Raw genomic sequence first — 13,982 nt, 5'->3', positions numbered from 1 at the left:
ACATGGACTTCAACCTGGACAACGAGCAGATCGCACTCCGCGACGCCGTCCGCTCCCTGCTGGCCGCCTCGGCCGACGGGCGCGAGAAGGTCGTCGCGACCGAGCCCGGCTGGGACCGCGAGGTCTGGGGCCGGATCGCGGAGATGGGCCTGCTCGGCCTCACCCTCCCCGAGGAGTACGACGGTGCCGGCGCCGGCGCGATCGAGCTGACGATCGTCGCGCAGGAGATCGGCCGCGTGCTGACCCCCGAGCCGTACCTCGACGTGGTCGCGGCTGCCGAGCTCGTCCTCGCCGCCGGGACCGATGAGCAGAAGGCCGACCTGCTGCCCCGGATCGCCTCCGGCGAGACCGTCGCGGTGATCGCGCACGCGGAGCCGCGGGCGCCGTTCGGCACCACCGCGTACGGCGTGACGGCGACCGAGGGCGCGGACGGCTGGACGCTGAGCGGCGTCAAGGAGCCGGTCCGGCACGCCGGCAGCGCCGACGTCCTGCTGGTCAGCGCCGACGCCGGCGACCAGACCCGGGTCTTCGTCGTCGACGCGAGCGCCGCGGGCGTCGCGCGCACGACGTACGCGACGCCCGACGAGGCGTACGCCGCGCGGATCGTGCTCGACGGTGCGGCGGCCGTCCCGCTCGGCGACGCCGGCGAGGAAGCCCTCGCCGGGTCGTTCGCGTGCAGCCAGGTCGCGCTCGCGGCGGAGGCGCTGGGGGCGATGGAGACCGCGGTGGGCACCACGGTCGAGTACCTCAAGACCCGCAAGCAGTTCGGCGTGACGCTGTCGAAGTTCCAGGCGCTCACCTTCCGCGCGGCCGACATGTACGTCTCGCTCGAGCTCGCCCGCTCGATGGTGCTGTGGTCGACGATGTCGCTGGCCGAGCGTGGCGTGGACCCGGTCGTCGCGAGCCGGGTGCAGGCCGAGGTGTCGCGGACGGCGCGCCACATCGGGCAGGAGGCGATCCAGCTGCACGGAGGCATCGGCATGACCGCCGAGGCGTCGATCGGGCACTACTCCGCGCGCCTCACGGTGCTGGAGCGCACCCTCGGCACCGGTGCCCAGCACCTCGCGGCCCTGACCGCGTCGGTCGAGGACCACGGGATGGTCGAGCTGCTCGGCTGATCCCGTACGAGACCCTCCCGACGGCCCCGCCGGTCCCTGGACCGGCGGGGCCGTCGTTCTCTAGGGTGGCCGGGATGGGATTCCGGCCCCGCTCGCTCCTGGTGGTGGCGCCGTTGGCCCTCCTGCTCGGCTGCGGCACCGCGGTCGGCGACGGAGCGCAGGCGTGCACCGAGATCGGGGCGCCCTCGGGCGTGGGTGTGGTCGTCGACGGCGCCGGGGCGGAGCGTGCGAACCAGGTCCGGCTGCGTGCCTGCTGGGACGGTGCGTGCCAGCGGAGCGTCGCGGGCCTCACGGAGGGGACGCGGGCGGTCGACGAGGGGTGCGAGGGCGAGGACCCGGACGCGGTCTGCTCGGCCCGCACGGAGCCGGACGGCACGATGACGGGCTTCGCGGAGATCGACCTTCCGGACGCCCCGGTGATGGTGGTCGCACGGGTGCTCGACCGCACCGCGCGCGCGATCGCGGTCACGCGGGTGTCGCAGACGCCGGCCCTCGTCGAGCCGAACGGCCCCTCGTGCCCGCCGGGCGGGCGTCAGCTGCGGGTCGTCGTCGAGATCCCCGGCTGAGTCGTGGGCCACGTCCAGAGAGTTGTTCGCGCAGGATGTCGAAACGGGCGCGCGCCGTTCGGCGTACGGGTGAGACGCCGCCGCGGCACACGGGTCCGGCGGCCCCAGCAGAGGAGTTCGCGATGAAGGTCATGGTTCTGGTCAAGGCGACGCCGGAGACCGAGCAGTCGGGAGCGACGCCCGACAACGAGATGATGGAGGCGATGGGCCGCTACAACGAGGAGCTCGTCAACGCCGGCGTGATGATCGCGGGCGAGGGGCTGCGGGACAGCTCGTACGGCGCTCGGGTGCAGTTCGACGGCGCTGACGTCCGCGTCGTCGACGGTCCGTTCACCGAGAGCAAGGAGCTGCTCGCCGGGTTCTGGATCTGGGAGGTCAAGTCCTTCGAGGAGGCCGTCGAGTGGGCGAAGCGCTGCCCGAGGGCGGACGACGAGACCTCGGAGCTCGAGCTGCGCCAGGTCTTCGAGCTCGAGGACTTCACCGACGCGACGCCGCAGATCGTGGAGCGTGAGACGCGGCTGCGCGACCAGCTCGAGGGTGCCTGAGGGTCGGCGGGGAGCCGGTCGGACGTGTACGAGGACGGCGCCGTTGCGTGACGTCGGGAGGACCATCGACGCGGTGTGGCGGATCGAGTCCGCCCGCGTGGTCGCCGCGCTCGTCCGCGTCGTCGGGGACGTGGGGCTCGCTGAGGACCTCGCGCAGGACGCCCTCGTGGTCGCCCTGCAGAAGTGGCCGGTCGACGGCGTCCCGGACAACCCCGCGGCGTGGCTGACCAAGGTGGCGCGCAACCTCGCGGTCGACAGGATCCGCCGCGAGGACAACCGCCGGCACAAGTACGAGGTGATGGCCCCCGACCTCGAGGCGCAGCGCCGGGCCGCCACCCCGGACCCCGAGGGCGTCGTCGAGGACGCGGTCGGCGACGACGTGCTCCGGCTCGTGTTCGTCGCGTGCCACCCGGTGCTGTCCCGCGATGCGCAGGTGGCGCTGACGCTGCGGATGCTCGGCGGCCTGTCGACCGACGAGATCGGGCGCGCGTTCCTGACCCCGTCGGCGACCGTGGGCCAGCGGATCTCGAGGGCGAAGCGCACCCTGTCCGAGGCCCGGGTCCCGTTCGAGATCCCGTCCGCCGAGGAGCTGCCCGAGCGCCTGCGCGCGGTGCTCGAGGTGATCTACCTCGTCTTCAACGAGGGCTACTCCGCCAGCAGCGGTGACCGGGTGGTCCGCGACGACCTGTGCGGTGAGGCGATGCGCCTCGGGCGGGTGCTCGCGGCGCTGCTGCCGCGGGAGCCCGAGCCCAGCGGGCTGGTCGCGCTGATGGAGCTGCAGGCGTCGAGGTTCGCCGCCCGTACGGACGCGGGCGGGAGGCCGGTGCTGCTCGACGACCAGGACCGCTCGCGCTGGGACCGGACGCTGATCGGTCACGGTCTCGCTGCGCTCGACCACGCCGTCGGGCTGCGTCGCCCGCTCGGGCCGTACACGCTCCAGGCGGCGATCGCCGCCTGCCACGCGCGGGCGACGAGGCCGGAGGCGACCGACTGGCAGCGCATCGTCGCCCTGTACGACGCGCTGGCGGCGCTGAACCCGTCGCCGATCGTGGAGCTGAACCGCGCCGTCGCGGTGTCGCGGGCGTACGGGGTCGCGGAGGCGCTGCCGGTCGTGGAGGCGCTGCGCTCGGACTCCCGGCTCGCGCGCTACCACCTGCTGCCGAGCGTGCACGCCGACCTCCTGGCCCGCGCGGGTCGCGACCGTGAGGCTGCCGGCGCCTACGAGGAGGCGGCCGCGATCGCGCCGACCGCGCACGACCGCCGTGCGCTCCTCGAGCTCGCGGCGGCCGCCCAGCAGCGGGCCGTCTCGTGACGCCGGGCGGGACGGGCCCCGAGCTGGCGATCCACGAGATCGATCCCGGCGACGCCGTCACCGGCCCGGCCCTGCTGGCGTTGCAGCGGGCCTCGTACGCCGTCGAGGCCGAGCTGATCGCCTTCCCGGACCTGCCGCTGCTCACCGAGTCCCTCGAGCAGCTCCGGGCGAGCACCGCGACGTTCCTCGGCGCGCTCGACGGCGACCGGCTCGTGGGCGCGGTGAGCTGGTTCCGGCTCGACGACGGCACGGTCGACATCGACCGCCTCGTGGTCGACCCGGCCCACCACCGGCGCGGCATCGCGTCGGCGCTGCTCGACGCGCTCGCCGGGTGGGCACCCACGCACCGCACGGTGGTGGCGACCGGCAGCGCGAACGGGCCCGCGCTCGCCCTCTACGTGCGGCACGGGTTCGTGTCGTGCGGCGAGCGTGAGGTCGCGGACGGAGTCCGCGTCACCGACCTGGAGCGCGGTGCCGCACCGGGAGGGTGAGCGGTGCCGTCGTCGCGGTAGGTTGAGGCATGGCCACGACGAAGGAGATCGACGTCGACGGAGGCGTGCTCGTCGGTCACGACGGGTCCGACTTCTCCGACCAGGCGCTGCGGTGGGCGCTGGAGTACGCGTCCACGACCGGTCAGGCGGTCACGGTCGTACGGGCGTGGGTGCTGACCACGGCTCCGCGTCCGGACAGCTGGGAGCCCGGCTACATGCCTCCGTTGGAGGACTTCGCCGAGGCGGTCGTGAAGCGCCTCTCCGCTGACATCGCCGGGGTGGTCGCCGACTACCCGACCGTCGACGTCCGCACGACCGCGGTGCACGGCAAGCCGGCCACCCGGATCATCGAGGCCTCGGCGAAGGTCGCGATCATCGTGCTCGGCCGACGTGGGCTCGGCGGGTTCAAGGGACTCGTGCTGGGCTCGGTGAGCGAGCAGATCGTGCGGCACGCCCAGGCCACGGTCGTCATCGTCCAGCCGACCGACATCGAGGCGACGCCCGGCCAGCGCAAGGTGCTCGACGCCGACTTCGACGAGTGAGCATGTGGGTCGGCACGATCGAGTTCGACCTGCTGCTCGGTGACGTGGCGTCGCTGAAGCAGAAGCGCGCGGTGGTCCGCCCGATCGTGGCCGACCTCCGTCGCACGTTCGACGTCGCCGTGGCCGAGACCGAGAACCAGGATCTCTACCGCCGTGCGGGCATCGGCATCGCCGTCGTCGCCGGCGACAACGCGCACGTGATCGACGTGCTCGACCGGGTCGAGGACGCGATGGCCCGGCGCCCCGAGGTGGAGCTGCTGGCCTCGCACCGGGCGTTCTTCAACACCCACGACTGACCGCGCCGCTGCGACCGACCGCGCCCAAGTCGGGTGGTCGCGAGTCGCCCCTGGCGGGGTCGCGAGTCATCCCGGGCGGGGTCGCGAGTCGGCCCTGGCGGCGCGGTGACTTACCTCAGGCCGCCTGCTCGTCGGTGCGCGGACGACCGCGACCGCGCTTGCGCTCGACCGGGGCGCCGCGCACGAACACCTCGCCGCCCCACACGCCCCACGGCTCGCGCCGCGCGACGGCGGCGTCGAGGCAGGCCTCGAGCAGCGGGCACGCCCGGCACAGCCGTTTGGCCCGCTCGACGTCCGCGGTGTGCTCGGCGAACCAGAGGTCCGGCTCGTCGCCGTCGCGGCAGGGCACGGTGTGATCGACGACCCCGTCGGGCACGGGGAGCAGCAGGCGCAGGTCGGTCATCGCAGCCACCCCGTGATCCGCTGGCGCAGTCCGGTGGGGTCGAGCCCGTGCGCAGCCGCGTGGTCCTTCGGGGTCCCGTACCGGCGTACCTCCACGTCGCGTCGGACCCCGACGTGCAGCACGCGGCTCGGCCGGTCGGCCAGCGCCGCGGCGACGGCGGCGGCCGACGTGCCCTCGAGGTACGGCTCGACCACGACGACCTCGGCGGGCGCCGCGGACCCGTCCGAGGGCGCTGCCGTGAGTGCGCGCAGCCCGGGCGCGTCGAACGGGTGCGGCGTCGAGGTCGACGCCACCCGGACACCGAGGCCCGTGGTCGCGGCGAGGACCGGATCGAGCATCGGGCCCACCGCGACGACGAGCGGACCACCGCCGTCGCGGACCAGGTGGAGACGGCCGTCGGTCGCGTACGCGCGATCGTTGGACTGCGACGACATCCGGACGTAGACCCGGTCGTCGGACCCCGCGGCGGCGGTGAGGACGGCCGCGAGCTCGTCGGCGTGACCCGGGACGTGCACCGTCCAGCCGGGAAGCGCCGAGATCAGCGCGACGTCGGCCGGCGCCTGATGGGTACGGCCGGCGCTGCTCGCATCGTAGGACGCGCCCGTGCTGACCAGGACCGCACCGACGTCCTGGTGGCCGAGGTCGAGCTTGACCTGCTCGTAGGCGCGCTCGACGAGGAACGGTGCGTACGTGTGCACGATCGGGCGCATCCCGGTGAGGGCGAGACCGCCCGCGACGCCGACCATGGTCTGCTCGCGGATGCCGACGTCGATCAGGCGGGCGGGGTGGCGGCGCGCCACCGCCGGGTCGACGGCCGACGCGCCGATCACCGCGAGGACGAGTGCGACCCGCGGGTCGTCGTCGAGAAGCCGGCCGACCTGGTCGTAGAACCGCTCGCGCATCGCCGGAGCACTCATCGGCGTCCTCCCCTCGGTGCGGTTCGGGCGACGACCGCCCTCGGACGGTCGGGGTGGGTGACGTCGAGGGTCGTACGGAGTGCCGCCTGGTCGTGAGCGTCGACCGTGTCGACGTCCCAGCCTTCGACGGTGAACCGGCCCGCGAGCCCGCCCGGCCATCCGAGCGCGGCGGAGTCGTTGTCGACCACCACGCAGGTGAGCCGGCCGAGCCCCAGCCGGCCGGCGAGGGCGATCGCCTCGGCGTTGCTGCCCTCGTCCAGCTCGCCGTCCCCGACCAGCACGACGACGCGTGCGCGGGTGCGGCCCTGCGCCCGCAGACCGAGTGCGGTGCCGACGGCGAGCGCCAGTCCGTGCCCGAGCGAACCGCTGCCGATCTCGACCCCGGGCACGAGAGTCCGGTCCGGGTGGTGCCCGAGCCTGGACTCCCAGGAACCGACCCGGTCGAGCTGGTCGGGCGCGATGAACCCGAGCGCGGCGAGCACGGCGTAGTAGGAGGCCGGCCCGTGGCCCTTGGAGAGCAGGAACCGGTCGCGATCGGGGTCGTCCGTCCGGTCGGGCGCGACGTCGAGCACGTACCGGTGGAGCACCCACAGGACGTCGAGGGTCGAGTGGGAGGCCGGGTCGTGCTTCTCGTCGCCCGTGATCCGGGCCAGGAGGTCGAGCACCTCGGACGGTACGGCGGCCGGCGCGGCTGCCGCAGGGTCCGAGCGGGTGGTGGTCGTGGTCATGGCTGCTATCGTGCAAGTTGAAGTGAACTTGAGGTCAAGCGTCCGGCGCCGGCGATCCGGGGCCGGGGCCTCGGGGCGGGAGTCTCGGGCGGGAGGTGCGGCGTGTCTGCGGAGCCGGTTCTGACGATCGGGGAGGTCGCCGAGCGCTCCGGCGTGGCGGCGTCGGGCCTGCGGTACTACGAGTCGATCGGCCTGATCAGCTCGATCCGCACCTCCGGCAACCAGCGGCGGTACGTCCGCAGCACGCTGCGCAGGGTGGCGTTCATCCGGACCGCAGCCCACGTGGGGCTCACGCTCGAGGAGATCCGTGAGGCGCTCGCGACCCTGCCGTCCGGCCGGACACCGACGAAGAGGGACTGGACCCGGCTGTCCCGCTCGTGGCGCGGTCGGCTGGAGGAACGGATCTCCGAGCTGGTGCGGCTGCGCGACGACCTGGACTCCTGCATCGGGTGCGGGTGCCTGTCGCTGCAGACCTGCCGCCTGTCGAACCCGGGCGACCGTGCCGCGCGGCTCGGGCCCGGCCCTCGCTACCTGCTCGGCGACCGTCCGTCCGACACCTGAGCCGCGAGTCGCGCACGGCGGGCTCACGAGTCGCGCACGGCGGGCTCACGAGTCACGCGGTGCGCAGCACGGTCAGTGCGATCCGGATCCTGGCGCCCTCGGCGATGCCCTCAGCCTTCCGTACCGCCTTCTTGACGGGCAGCACGTAGCTCCCGCGCCGGCGATCGGGGAACACCGACGTCTCCCACTCCGTCGCACCCACGCGCACCCGGACCCGTACGGACCCGAACCCCGCGCGAACCTCCGTACGGGCGTCGATGTCGTCGCTGACGTCGTGCGGCAGCGTCGCGAAGTACCAGCCTGTCTCGCCCGGCGTACGCCACACCGGCGTGTCGAACTCGTACTGCTGAACCTCCACGACCCGACGCTAGCCCTGCTGACCGACAGCATCGACTCGCGAGCCCGCCCTGCGCGACTCGCGAGCCCGCCCTGCGCGACTCGCGAGCCTCAGAAGCCGAGGGGAAGGCCGGCGTAGTTCTCGGCGAGGCCTTGCGCCCCGGCCTGCGACGTGGCGACCCACTGGAGCTGCGAGCGCTGCAGCTGCGCGTCGAACGGGTCGTCGCCGGTGTGCAGCATGGTCGTCATCCACCACGAGAAGTGCGTGCACCGCCAGACCCGGCGCAGGGCGTCGTCGGAGTACGCGTCGGCGAGGCGGGCGTCGCCGTCGCGTACGAGAGCGGCGAGGGCGGGGGCGAGCAGCGCGACGTCGGCGACCGCGAGGTTCAGTCCCTTGGCGCCGGTCGGCGGCACGATGTGCGCCGCGTCGCCGGCCAGGAACAGCCGCCCGTGCCGCATCGGCGCCTGCACGTAGCTGCGCATCGGCAGCACGCTCTTGTCCGTGATCGGGCCGGGCGTCAGCTCCCAGCCGTCCTGGCCGTGGCCGAGCCGGCTCGCGAGCGCGTCCCAGATCCGGTCGTCGCTCCAGTCGTCGACGGGCGTGCCGTTCGGGACCTGGAGGTAGAGCCGGCTCACGCTCTCCGAGCGCATCGAGTGCAGCGCGAACCCGTCCGGGTGCCACGCGTAGATCAGCTCGTCGGTCGACGGCGCCACGTCGGCGAGGATGCCGAGCCAGGAGTACGGGTAGGTGCGCTCCCACGTGCTGCGGACTCCGTCCGGTACGGCGGCACGGCTCGGCCCGAACGATCCGTCGCACCCGGCCACCGCCGTCGCGGTGACGCGGACCGTGGTGCCGTCGGCGTCGGTGAAGGTGACCGACGGGCGGTCCGACTCAAGGTCGTGCAGGGCGACGTCGTCGACCTCGTAGTGCACCACCTGTCCCGCGGCACCGCGGGCGGCGACCAGGTCCTTCTGCACCTCCGTCTGCCCGTAGACCCAGACCGAGCGTCCGACGAGGTCGACGAAGTCGAGGTGGTGCCGCTCGTGGGGCCACTGGAGATAGATCCCCCGGTGCTCGTCGCCCTCCCTCTCCAGCCGGTCGGCGAGCCCGACCGATCGCAGCAGGTCGACGGTGGAGTGCTCGAGGATGCCGGCGCGGATCCGTGCGGCCACGTACTCCTCCGACCGGGTCTCGAGCACGATCGACTCGACGCCGGCGTCGGCGAGCAGGTGCGAGAGCAGCATGCCGGCCGGGCCGGCGCCGATGATGAGGACCTGCGTGGTCTCGGTGCGTTCGCTCATGGGGTCATGCAACCGTGCCGCGCGTCACGGTGCGAAACCAGGCCTTCCGCTGAGCGGAACCTCTGCAGCCCGCCGGCCGTGCGCCCAGGGTCAGTGCAGCTGGCGACCGATCCCGCGTGCCGCGACCTGGAGCGCCGTGACGAGCCGGGACCGGTCTCGCTTCAGGGACGCGGCGACGATCCCGATCGCGGCGACCACCTCGTCGTCGCGTCGCACCGGGACCGCGACCGAGCAGGCGCCGAGGGTCATCTCCTCGCTGGTCGTGGCATACCCGTCCCGACGGACCTGAGCGAGCTGCTCGTCGAGCCGGCCGGGCTGGGTGATGGTGTAGCGCGTGATCCGGCGCAGCGACCCGAGCACACGCAGCCGTACGTCCTCCGGCGCGTGCGCGAGCAGCACCTTCCCGACGCCGGTCGCGTGCATCGGCAGGGTCGAGCCGATGCTGCTCACGACCGGGACGGACGCCCGTCCGCGCATCCGCTCGAGGTACAGCACCTCGTCGCCGTCGCGGACCGCGAGGTGGACCGTCGCCAGGGTCGCCGCGTAGATGTCGTGCAGGAACGGCTCGGCGACCTGGCGCAGGTCCGACTCGACCGGCGCGAGCAGCCCGACGTCCCAGATCAGCCGTCCGATCACGTACCGCCCGTCCGGTCGCCGGACCAGCGCTGTGCCCCGGACGAGCTCGCCGACGATCCGGTGCGCGGTCGGCAGCGGCAGGCCCGCACGCTCGGCGATCGTCGTCAGCGGGAGCCGCCGGTGGTCGGCGTCGAACGCGCCGAGGACCGCGAGCACACGGGACGTCACGGTCGCTCCGGGAGTCGAGGTGTTGCCGGCCATCACGGCGATGATACTTCCGCTGGGTGAAACTCGGGTGTTCGGCGACGTGGCTCGGCTCACGTAGCGTCCGGGCCATGAGCAGCACCCCAGTGGACCCGGACGGCGCCGCGGCGAGCCAGGCCGAGGTCAGCGCCGAGATCACCGCGATCGAGCAGGACTACCAGCGCAGCGGCGCCGAGGAGACGCAGCCGCGCTACGACTACCCGCCGTACCGCAGCAGCCTCCTCAGGCACCCGACCAAGGACCTCCACCACGCGGACCCGGAGACCATCGAGGTGTGGGCGCCGTGCTTCGGGCACAGCGACGTCGACCCGCTCGAGGCCGACCTGACGATCCAGCACGCGGGCGAGCCGGTCGGCGAGCGGATCGTGGTCACGGGCCGGATCGTCGACGGCGAGGGTCGTCCGGTCCGCCACCAGCTCGTCGAGGTCTGGCAGGCGAACGCGGGCGGTCGCTACATCCACAAGCGCGACCAGCACCCTGCGCCGCTCGACCCGAACTTCACCGGTACGGGCCGCTGCCTGACCGACGGCGACGGGAACTACCGGTTCCAGACGATCAAGCCCGGACCGTACCCGTGGAAGAACCACCACAACGCCTGGCGGCCCGCGCACATCCACTTCTCGCTGTTCGGGCGGGAGTTCACCCAGCGGATGGTCACCCAGATGTACTTCCCCGGCGACCCGCTCTTCTCCCTCGACCCGATCTACCAGTCGATCACCGACGCCAAGGCCCGCGAGCGGCTCGTCGCAACCTACGACCACGACGTCACGACGCACGAGTGGGCGACCGGCTACCGCTGGGACATCGTCCTGACCGGCAGCCACCGCACGTACCTGGAGAGCGAGGACGAGCACGCATGAGCAGCGACGCCACGACCGACACGCCGAGCGACGCCAGCCCGACCCTGACCGCGACGCCCGGTCAGACCGTCGGCCCGTTCTTCGGGTACGCGCTTCCGTACGACGGCGACTCCGAGCTCGTCGCGCCGGGCACCCCGGGTGCGGTGCGGCTCGGCGGGACCGTCGTCGACGGCGCCGGCCGACCCGTACCGGACGCGCTGCTCGAGATCTGGCAGGCAGGGCCGGACGGCTCGGTCTCGCGCCGGACCGGGTCGCTGCGCCGCGACGGCTGGACGTTCACGGGTTTCGGTCGCGCGGCGACGGACAACGACGGCCGCTACACGTTCACGACCCTGACCCCGGGTCCGACCGAGCCCGGTGCCGCCGCGTTCTGGGCGGTCACGATCTTCGCGCGGGGCCTGACGAACCGGCTGTTCACCCGCGCGTACCTGCCCGGTGACGACGGGGCGCTCGCCTCGGACCGGCTGCTCGCGTCGCTGCCGGCCGACCGGCGCACGACGCTCGTGGCGTCGCCCGACGAGCACGGTTACGTCTTCGACGTCCGGCTCCAGGGTGCGGGAGAGACCGTCTTCCTGTCGTTTCCGGGACACTGACCCCTATGGGGGATCTGCTGTGGCCCGGTGACGAGCGAGCCGGCGACCTCGCGTCCGACGACGCGTTCCTCGCCGCGATGGTCCGTGTCGAGCAGGCGTGGCTCGACGCCCTGCACGGAGCCGGGGTGGCGCCGACGTCGACCGACCTGCTCGGTCTGGTCGGGCTCGCCGACGCCGACGCGCTGGCGTCGGCTGCAGAGGCGGGGGGCAACCCGGTGATCCCCCTGGTCCGCACGATGCGCGAACGCCTGTCCGAGCGCGGCGACGAGCAGGCGGCGCGGTGGCTGCACCGCGGCCTGACCAGTCAGGACGTCGTCGACACGGGCCTCGTCCTCGCCCTCGGCGACGCCGCTGACGCGGTGCTGGACGAGATGGCCGCACAAGCGCGCGCACTCCTCGGGCTCGTCGAGCGGCATCGGGCGAGCGCGATGACCGCACGCACGCTGACCCAGCACGCCGTCCCGACGACCTTCGGACTTCTGGCGGCGACCTGGCTGACCGGGGTCCTGGATGCCGCCGACGACCTGCGGCGGGTGCGCTCCGCGCTGCCGATCGCGTTCGGCGGCGCGGGTGGCACGATGTCGGCCGCGACGACGCTGGTGCGAGACGCCGCCGTCGGTGCGCGACCGGTCCACGCACCCCCGGCCGACCGGGCGGCCCTGGAGCTGGTGGCGCGGTGCGCGCGTGCGCTGGGGCTGGCGGTGCCGACGGCCCCGTGGCACGTCGTACGGTCGCCGCTGACCCGTCTCGGCGACGCGCTCGTCACGTGCAGCGACGCGTGGGGGCACATCGCCTCCGACGTGCTCGCGCTGGGGCGACCCGAGATCGGTGAGGTCGCCGAGCCGGCCGCGGACGGGAAGGGCGGCTCGTCGACCATGCCGAACAAGCGCAACCCGGTCCTGTCGGTGCTGATCCGCCGTGCTGCGATCGCCGCACCCCCGCTCGCCTCGACCCTCCACACCGCGGCGACGCTCGCCGTCGACCAGCGCTCCGACGGCGCCTGGCACGCCGAGTGGGGCACGGCACGCACGTTGGCGCGTCGGGCGCTGGTCGCCGCGTCGCACACCACCGAGCTGCTCGCCGGTCTCGAGGTCGATCCGCGTCGGATGCGCGAACGACTGGAGGGCGTCGGCGCGGAGGTCACCGCCGAGCGCCGCTCGATGGCGGCCCTCGTGGGGAACGCCCCCGCCGCCGACTCGCCCGACCTGATCCTGCCCGACGACCTCGGAGCCGCCGACGCGATCGTCGACGTCGTCCTGGCCCGGGCCCGTACCTCCCTGGAGATCACCGGATGACCGTCCCCACCCTTCCCGCCACCGAGCTCGCCGGCGACGCGTCGCGGCCGCTGCTGATCGTCGGACCGTCGCTCGGCACCACGTGCGCGACCCTGTGGGCGTCCACGGCGCGGCTCCTCGGCGACGTGTTCCACGTCGTCGGCTGGGACCTGCCCGGTCACGGCGGGGCGCCGGTCGGCGGTGCGTTCACGATGGCCGAGCTGGCCCGGGGCGTGCTCGAGCTCGCGGACCGGGTCGGTGTGGCGCGCGGCGACGCGGGGACCTTCGCGTACGCAGGCGACTCGGTCGGGGGCGCGGTCGGGCTGCAGCTTCTGCTCGACGACCCCGACCGCGTCGATGCGGCCGTGCTGCTGTGCACCGGCGCGAGGATCGGCGACGAGGCGATGTGGCGCGACCGGGCGGCACTCGTCCGGACCTCGGGGACGCCCTCGATGGTGGCGGGATCGGCCGAGCGGTGGTTCGCGCCCGGGTTCCTCGACCGCGAGCCGGCGACCGGGTCGGCGCTGCTGCACGCGCTCAGCGACACCGACGACGAGGGGTACGCGCAGGTCTGCGACGCCCTCGCGACCTTCGACGTACGGGGCCGGCTGGGTGAGATCGCGACACCGGTCCTGACGATCGCCGGTGCGCACGACGGCCCGACGCCGCCGGAGTCGCTGGCGGCGATCGCGCACGGGGTTCAGCACGGGCGGTCCGTGGTGCTCGGCGAGGCCGCTCATCTCGCCCCCGCGGAGGCGCCCGAGACCGTCGCCGCGCTCCTGCGGGGTCACCTCCAGCCCGTCCCGACCCCGATTCGTCGAGTTGCGGAGCCTTCTGCGGATGCGGATCGCGCCGCAACTCGACAAATCGCGGACGGGGCGGACGGGGACGCGTACGCGCGGGGGATGGCGGTGCGGCGGGCGGTGCTCGGGGATGCGCACGTCGATCGGGCCACCGAGCGGGCCGACGACCTGACCGCGCCCTTTCAGGAGCTGATCACGCGGTACGCGTGGGGCGAGGTCTGGGGACGTGACGGCCTGGATCGCCCGACCCGTTCGATGCTCACGCTCGCCCTGCTGGCCGCGCTCGGGCACGAGGCCGAGCTGGCGATGCACGTCCGGGCGGCGCTGCGCAACGGCCTGACCCGTGAGCAGGTCGCGGAGGTGCTGATCCACACCGGGGTCTACGCAGGGGTGCCGGTGTCGAACTCCGCGCTCGGCGTGATGCAGCGGGTCTTCGCGGAGATCGACGCCGCCGACGGCGCACTTTGATAGTCTGTTCATGGAACGCACGGATGT

18 protein-coding genes are annotated in these 13,982 nt (G+C 73.6%); 12 read left to right on the top strand and 6 right to left on the bottom strand.

Annotated elements, in window-relative coordinates; translation table 11 throughout:
* The first annotated feature begins 2 nt into the window (after positions 1-2).
* The 7 genes from CLV56_RS08875 to CLV56_RS08845 all read left to right on the top strand — a co-directional run bounded on the left by CLV56_RS08875 (position 3) and on the right by CLV56_RS08845 (position 4,870).
* Complete coding sequence (locus CLV56_RS08875) at positions 3-1,118, top strand: acyl-CoA dehydrogenase family protein (protein WP_039358462.1); 1,116 nt, start codon at positions 3-5, stop codon at positions 1,116-1,118.
* A 74-nt stretch (positions 1,119-1,192) separates the two neighbouring features.
* Positions 1,193-1,684, top strand: a complete 492-nt coding sequence (locus CLV56_RS08870) for a hypothetical protein (protein WP_039358459.1) — start codon at positions 1,193-1,195, stop codon at positions 1,682-1,684.
* A gap of 122 nt (positions 1,685-1,806) precedes the next feature.
* Entirely contained in the window at positions 1,807-2,229 is a 423-nt protein-coding gene (locus CLV56_RS08865; protein ID WP_039358456.1) for a YciI family protein, read from the top strand.
* Between the two features lie 43 nt (positions 2,230-2,272).
* Positions 2,273-3,541: an RNA polymerase sigma factor gene (locus tag CLV56_RS08860; RefSeq protein WP_039358453.1), complete on the top strand. Its 1,269-nt coding sequence runs from the start codon at positions 2,273-2,275 to the stop codon at positions 3,539-3,541.
* Positions 3,538-4,032, top strand: a complete 495-nt coding sequence (locus tag CLV56_RS08855) for a GNAT family N-acetyltransferase (RefSeq protein ID WP_100414709.1) — start codon at positions 3,538-3,540, stop codon at positions 4,030-4,032. The genes CLV56_RS08860 and CLV56_RS08855 overlap by 4 nt, the downstream gene beginning before the upstream one ends.
* A 29-nt stretch (positions 4,033-4,061) precedes the next feature.
* A complete protein-coding gene (locus CLV56_RS08850; RefSeq protein WP_100414708.1) occupies positions 4,062-4,574 on the top strand; it encodes a universal stress protein in 513 nt (170 codons plus the stop codon).
* 2 nt (positions 4,575-4,576) lie between these two features.
* Entirely contained in the window at positions 4,577-4,870 is a 294-nt protein-coding gene (locus tag CLV56_RS08845; RefSeq protein ID WP_039358450.1) for a DUF503 domain-containing protein, read from the top strand.
* Between the two features lie 115 nt (positions 4,871-4,985).
* Here CLV56_RS08845 and CLV56_RS08840 read toward each other — a convergent pair whose 3' ends face one another.
* The 3 genes from CLV56_RS08840 to CLV56_RS08830 are packed head-to-tail and all read right to left on the bottom strand — an operon-like array spanning position 4,986 to position 6,918.
* The gene (locus CLV56_RS08840; RefSeq protein WP_039358447.1) at positions 4,986-5,273 is read right to left on the bottom strand and encodes a WhiB family transcriptional regulator; all 288 of its coding nucleotides are present in this window, start codon (positions 5,271-5,273) and stop codon (positions 4,986-4,988) included.
* The gene (locus tag CLV56_RS08835) at positions 5,270-6,190 is read right to left on the bottom strand and encodes a transketolase family protein (RefSeq protein ID WP_245857719.1); all 921 of its coding nucleotides are present in this window, start codon (positions 6,188-6,190) and stop codon (positions 5,270-5,272) included. The genes CLV56_RS08840 and CLV56_RS08835 overlap by 4 nt, the downstream gene beginning before the upstream one ends.
* Positions 6,187-6,918, bottom strand: coding sequence for a thiamine pyrophosphate-dependent enzyme (locus CLV56_RS08830; protein WP_039358441.1), 732 nt, complete (start codon positions 6,916-6,918; stop codon positions 6,187-6,189). Before CLV56_RS08830 ends, CLV56_RS08835 begins: the two co-directional genes overlap by 4 nt.
* A 102-nt stretch (positions 6,919-7,020) precedes the next feature.
* Here CLV56_RS08830 and soxR point away from each other — a divergent pair, with 102 nt between their 5' ends.
* Positions 7,021-7,479, top strand: coding sequence for a redox-sensitive transcriptional activator SoxR (gene soxR / locus CLV56_RS08825; protein ID WP_039358438.1), 459 nt, complete (start codon positions 7,021-7,023; stop codon positions 7,477-7,479).
* A 52-nt stretch (positions 7,480-7,531) separates the two neighbouring features.
* Here the strand turns inward: soxR and CLV56_RS08820 are convergent, their stop codons facing one another.
* The 3 genes from CLV56_RS08820 to CLV56_RS08810 all read right to left on the bottom strand — a co-directional run bounded on the left by CLV56_RS08820 (position 7,532) and on the right by CLV56_RS08810 (position 9,954).
* Positions 7,532-7,837, bottom strand: a complete 306-nt coding sequence (locus tag CLV56_RS08820; protein WP_170224775.1) for a DUF1905 domain-containing protein — start codon at positions 7,835-7,837, stop codon at positions 7,532-7,534.
* A gap of 89 nt (positions 7,838-7,926) precedes the next feature.
* A complete protein-coding gene (locus CLV56_RS08815) occupies positions 7,927-9,117 on the bottom strand; it encodes a 4-hydroxybenzoate 3-monooxygenase (protein WP_039358434.1) in 1,191 nt (396 codons plus the stop codon).
* Positions 9,118-9,207: 90 nt separating this feature from the next.
* Positions 9,208-9,954 (bottom strand): IclR family transcriptional regulator, encoded by a 747-nt coding sequence (locus CLV56_RS08810; protein ID WP_039358431.1) that lies wholly within the window; start codon positions 9,952-9,954, stop codon positions 9,208-9,210.
* 74 nt (positions 9,955-10,028) lie between these two features.
* Here CLV56_RS08810 and pcaH point away from each other — a divergent pair, with 74 nt between their 5' ends.
* The 4 genes from pcaH to pcaDC are packed head-to-tail and all read left to right on the top strand — an operon-like array spanning position 10,029 to position 13,955.
* Positions 10,029-10,817: a protocatechuate 3,4-dioxygenase subunit beta gene (gene pcaH, locus CLV56_RS08805; protein WP_039358429.1), complete on the top strand. Its 789-nt coding sequence runs from the start codon at positions 10,029-10,031 to the stop codon at positions 10,815-10,817.
* Positions 10,814-11,410 (top strand): protocatechuate 3,4-dioxygenase subunit alpha, encoded by a 597-nt coding sequence (gene pcaG, locus CLV56_RS08800; protein WP_100414707.1) that lies wholly within the window; start codon positions 10,814-10,816, stop codon positions 11,408-11,410. The genes pcaH and pcaG overlap by 4 nt, the downstream gene beginning before the upstream one ends.
* 5 nt (positions 11,411-11,415) lie before the next feature.
* Positions 11,416-12,705, top strand: coding sequence for a lyase family protein (locus CLV56_RS08795; RefSeq protein ID WP_039358426.1), 1,290 nt, complete (start codon positions 11,416-11,418; stop codon positions 12,703-12,705).
* Positions 12,702-13,955 carry a bifunctional 3-oxoadipate enol-lactonase/4-carboxymuconolactone decarboxylase PcaDC gene (gene pcaDC, locus CLV56_RS08790; RefSeq protein ID WP_039358424.1) on the top strand — a complete coding sequence of 418 codons (1,254 nt, stop codon included), beginning with the start codon at positions 12,702-12,704 and terminating at the stop codon, positions 13,953-13,955. Before CLV56_RS08795 ends, pcaDC begins: the two co-directional genes overlap by 4 nt.
* Positions 13,956-13,982: the final 27 nt, after the last annotated feature.

Source organism: Mumia flava (genome assembly GCF_002797495.1).
Lineage (GTDB): Bacteria > Actinomycetota > Actinomycetes > Propionibacteriales > Nocardioidaceae > Mumia > Mumia flava.
This window is presented reverse-complemented; position numbering and strand designations above follow the sequence as displayed.

Bases quoted from the DNA above. Each gene is read 5' to 3' on its own strand.
- CLV56_RS08875 (WP_039358462.1), top strand. From the start codon at position 3: ATGGACTTCAACCTGGACAACGAGCAGATCGCACTCCGCGACGCCGTC.
- CLV56_RS08870 (WP_039358459.1), top strand. From the start codon at position 1,193: ATGGGATTCCGGCCCCGCTCGCTCCTGGTGGTGGCGCCGTTGGCCCTC.
- CLV56_RS08865 (WP_039358456.1), top strand. From the start codon at position 1,807: ATGAAGGTCATGGTTCTGGTCAAGGCGACGCCGGAGACCGAGCAGTCG.
- CLV56_RS08850 (WP_100414708.1), top strand. From the start codon at position 4,062: ATGGCCACGACGAAGGAGATCGACGTCGACGGAGGCGTGCTCGTCGGT.
- CLV56_RS08845 (WP_039358450.1), top strand. From the start codon at position 4,577: ATGTGGGTCGGCACGATCGAGTTCGACCTGCTGCTCGGTGACGTGGCG.
- CLV56_RS08840 (WP_039358447.1), bottom strand. From the start codon at position 5,273: ATGACCGACCTGCGCCTGCTGCTCCCCGTGCCCGACGGGGTCGTCGAT.
- CLV56_RS08835 (WP_245857719.1), bottom strand. From the start codon at position 6,190: ATGAGTGCTCCGGCGATGCGCGAGCGGTTCTACGACCAGGTCGGCCGG.
- CLV56_RS08830 (WP_039358441.1), bottom strand. From the start codon at position 6,918: ATGACCACGACCACCACCCGCTCGGACCCTGCGGCAGCCGCGCCGGCC.
- CLV56_RS08815 (WP_039358434.1), bottom strand. From the start codon at position 9,117: ATGAGCGAACGCACCGAGACCACGCAGGTCCTCATCATCGGCGCCGGC.
- CLV56_RS08810 (WP_039358431.1), bottom strand. From the start codon at position 9,954: ATGGCCGGCAACACCTCGACTCCCGGAGCGACCGTGACGTCCCGTGTG.
- pcaH (WP_039358429.1), top strand. From the start codon at position 10,029: ATGAGCAGCACCCCAGTGGACCCGGACGGCGCCGCGGCGAGCCAGGCC.
- pcaG (WP_100414707.1), top strand. From the start codon at position 10,814: ATGAGCAGCGACGCCACGACCGACACGCCGAGCGACGCCAGCCCGACC.
- CLV56_RS08795 (WP_039358426.1), top strand. From the start codon at position 11,416: ATGGGGGATCTGCTGTGGCCCGGTGACGAGCGAGCCGGCGACCTCGCG.
- pcaDC (WP_039358424.1), top strand. From the start codon at position 12,702: ATGACCGTCCCCACCCTTCCCGCCACCGAGCTCGCCGGCGACGCGTCG.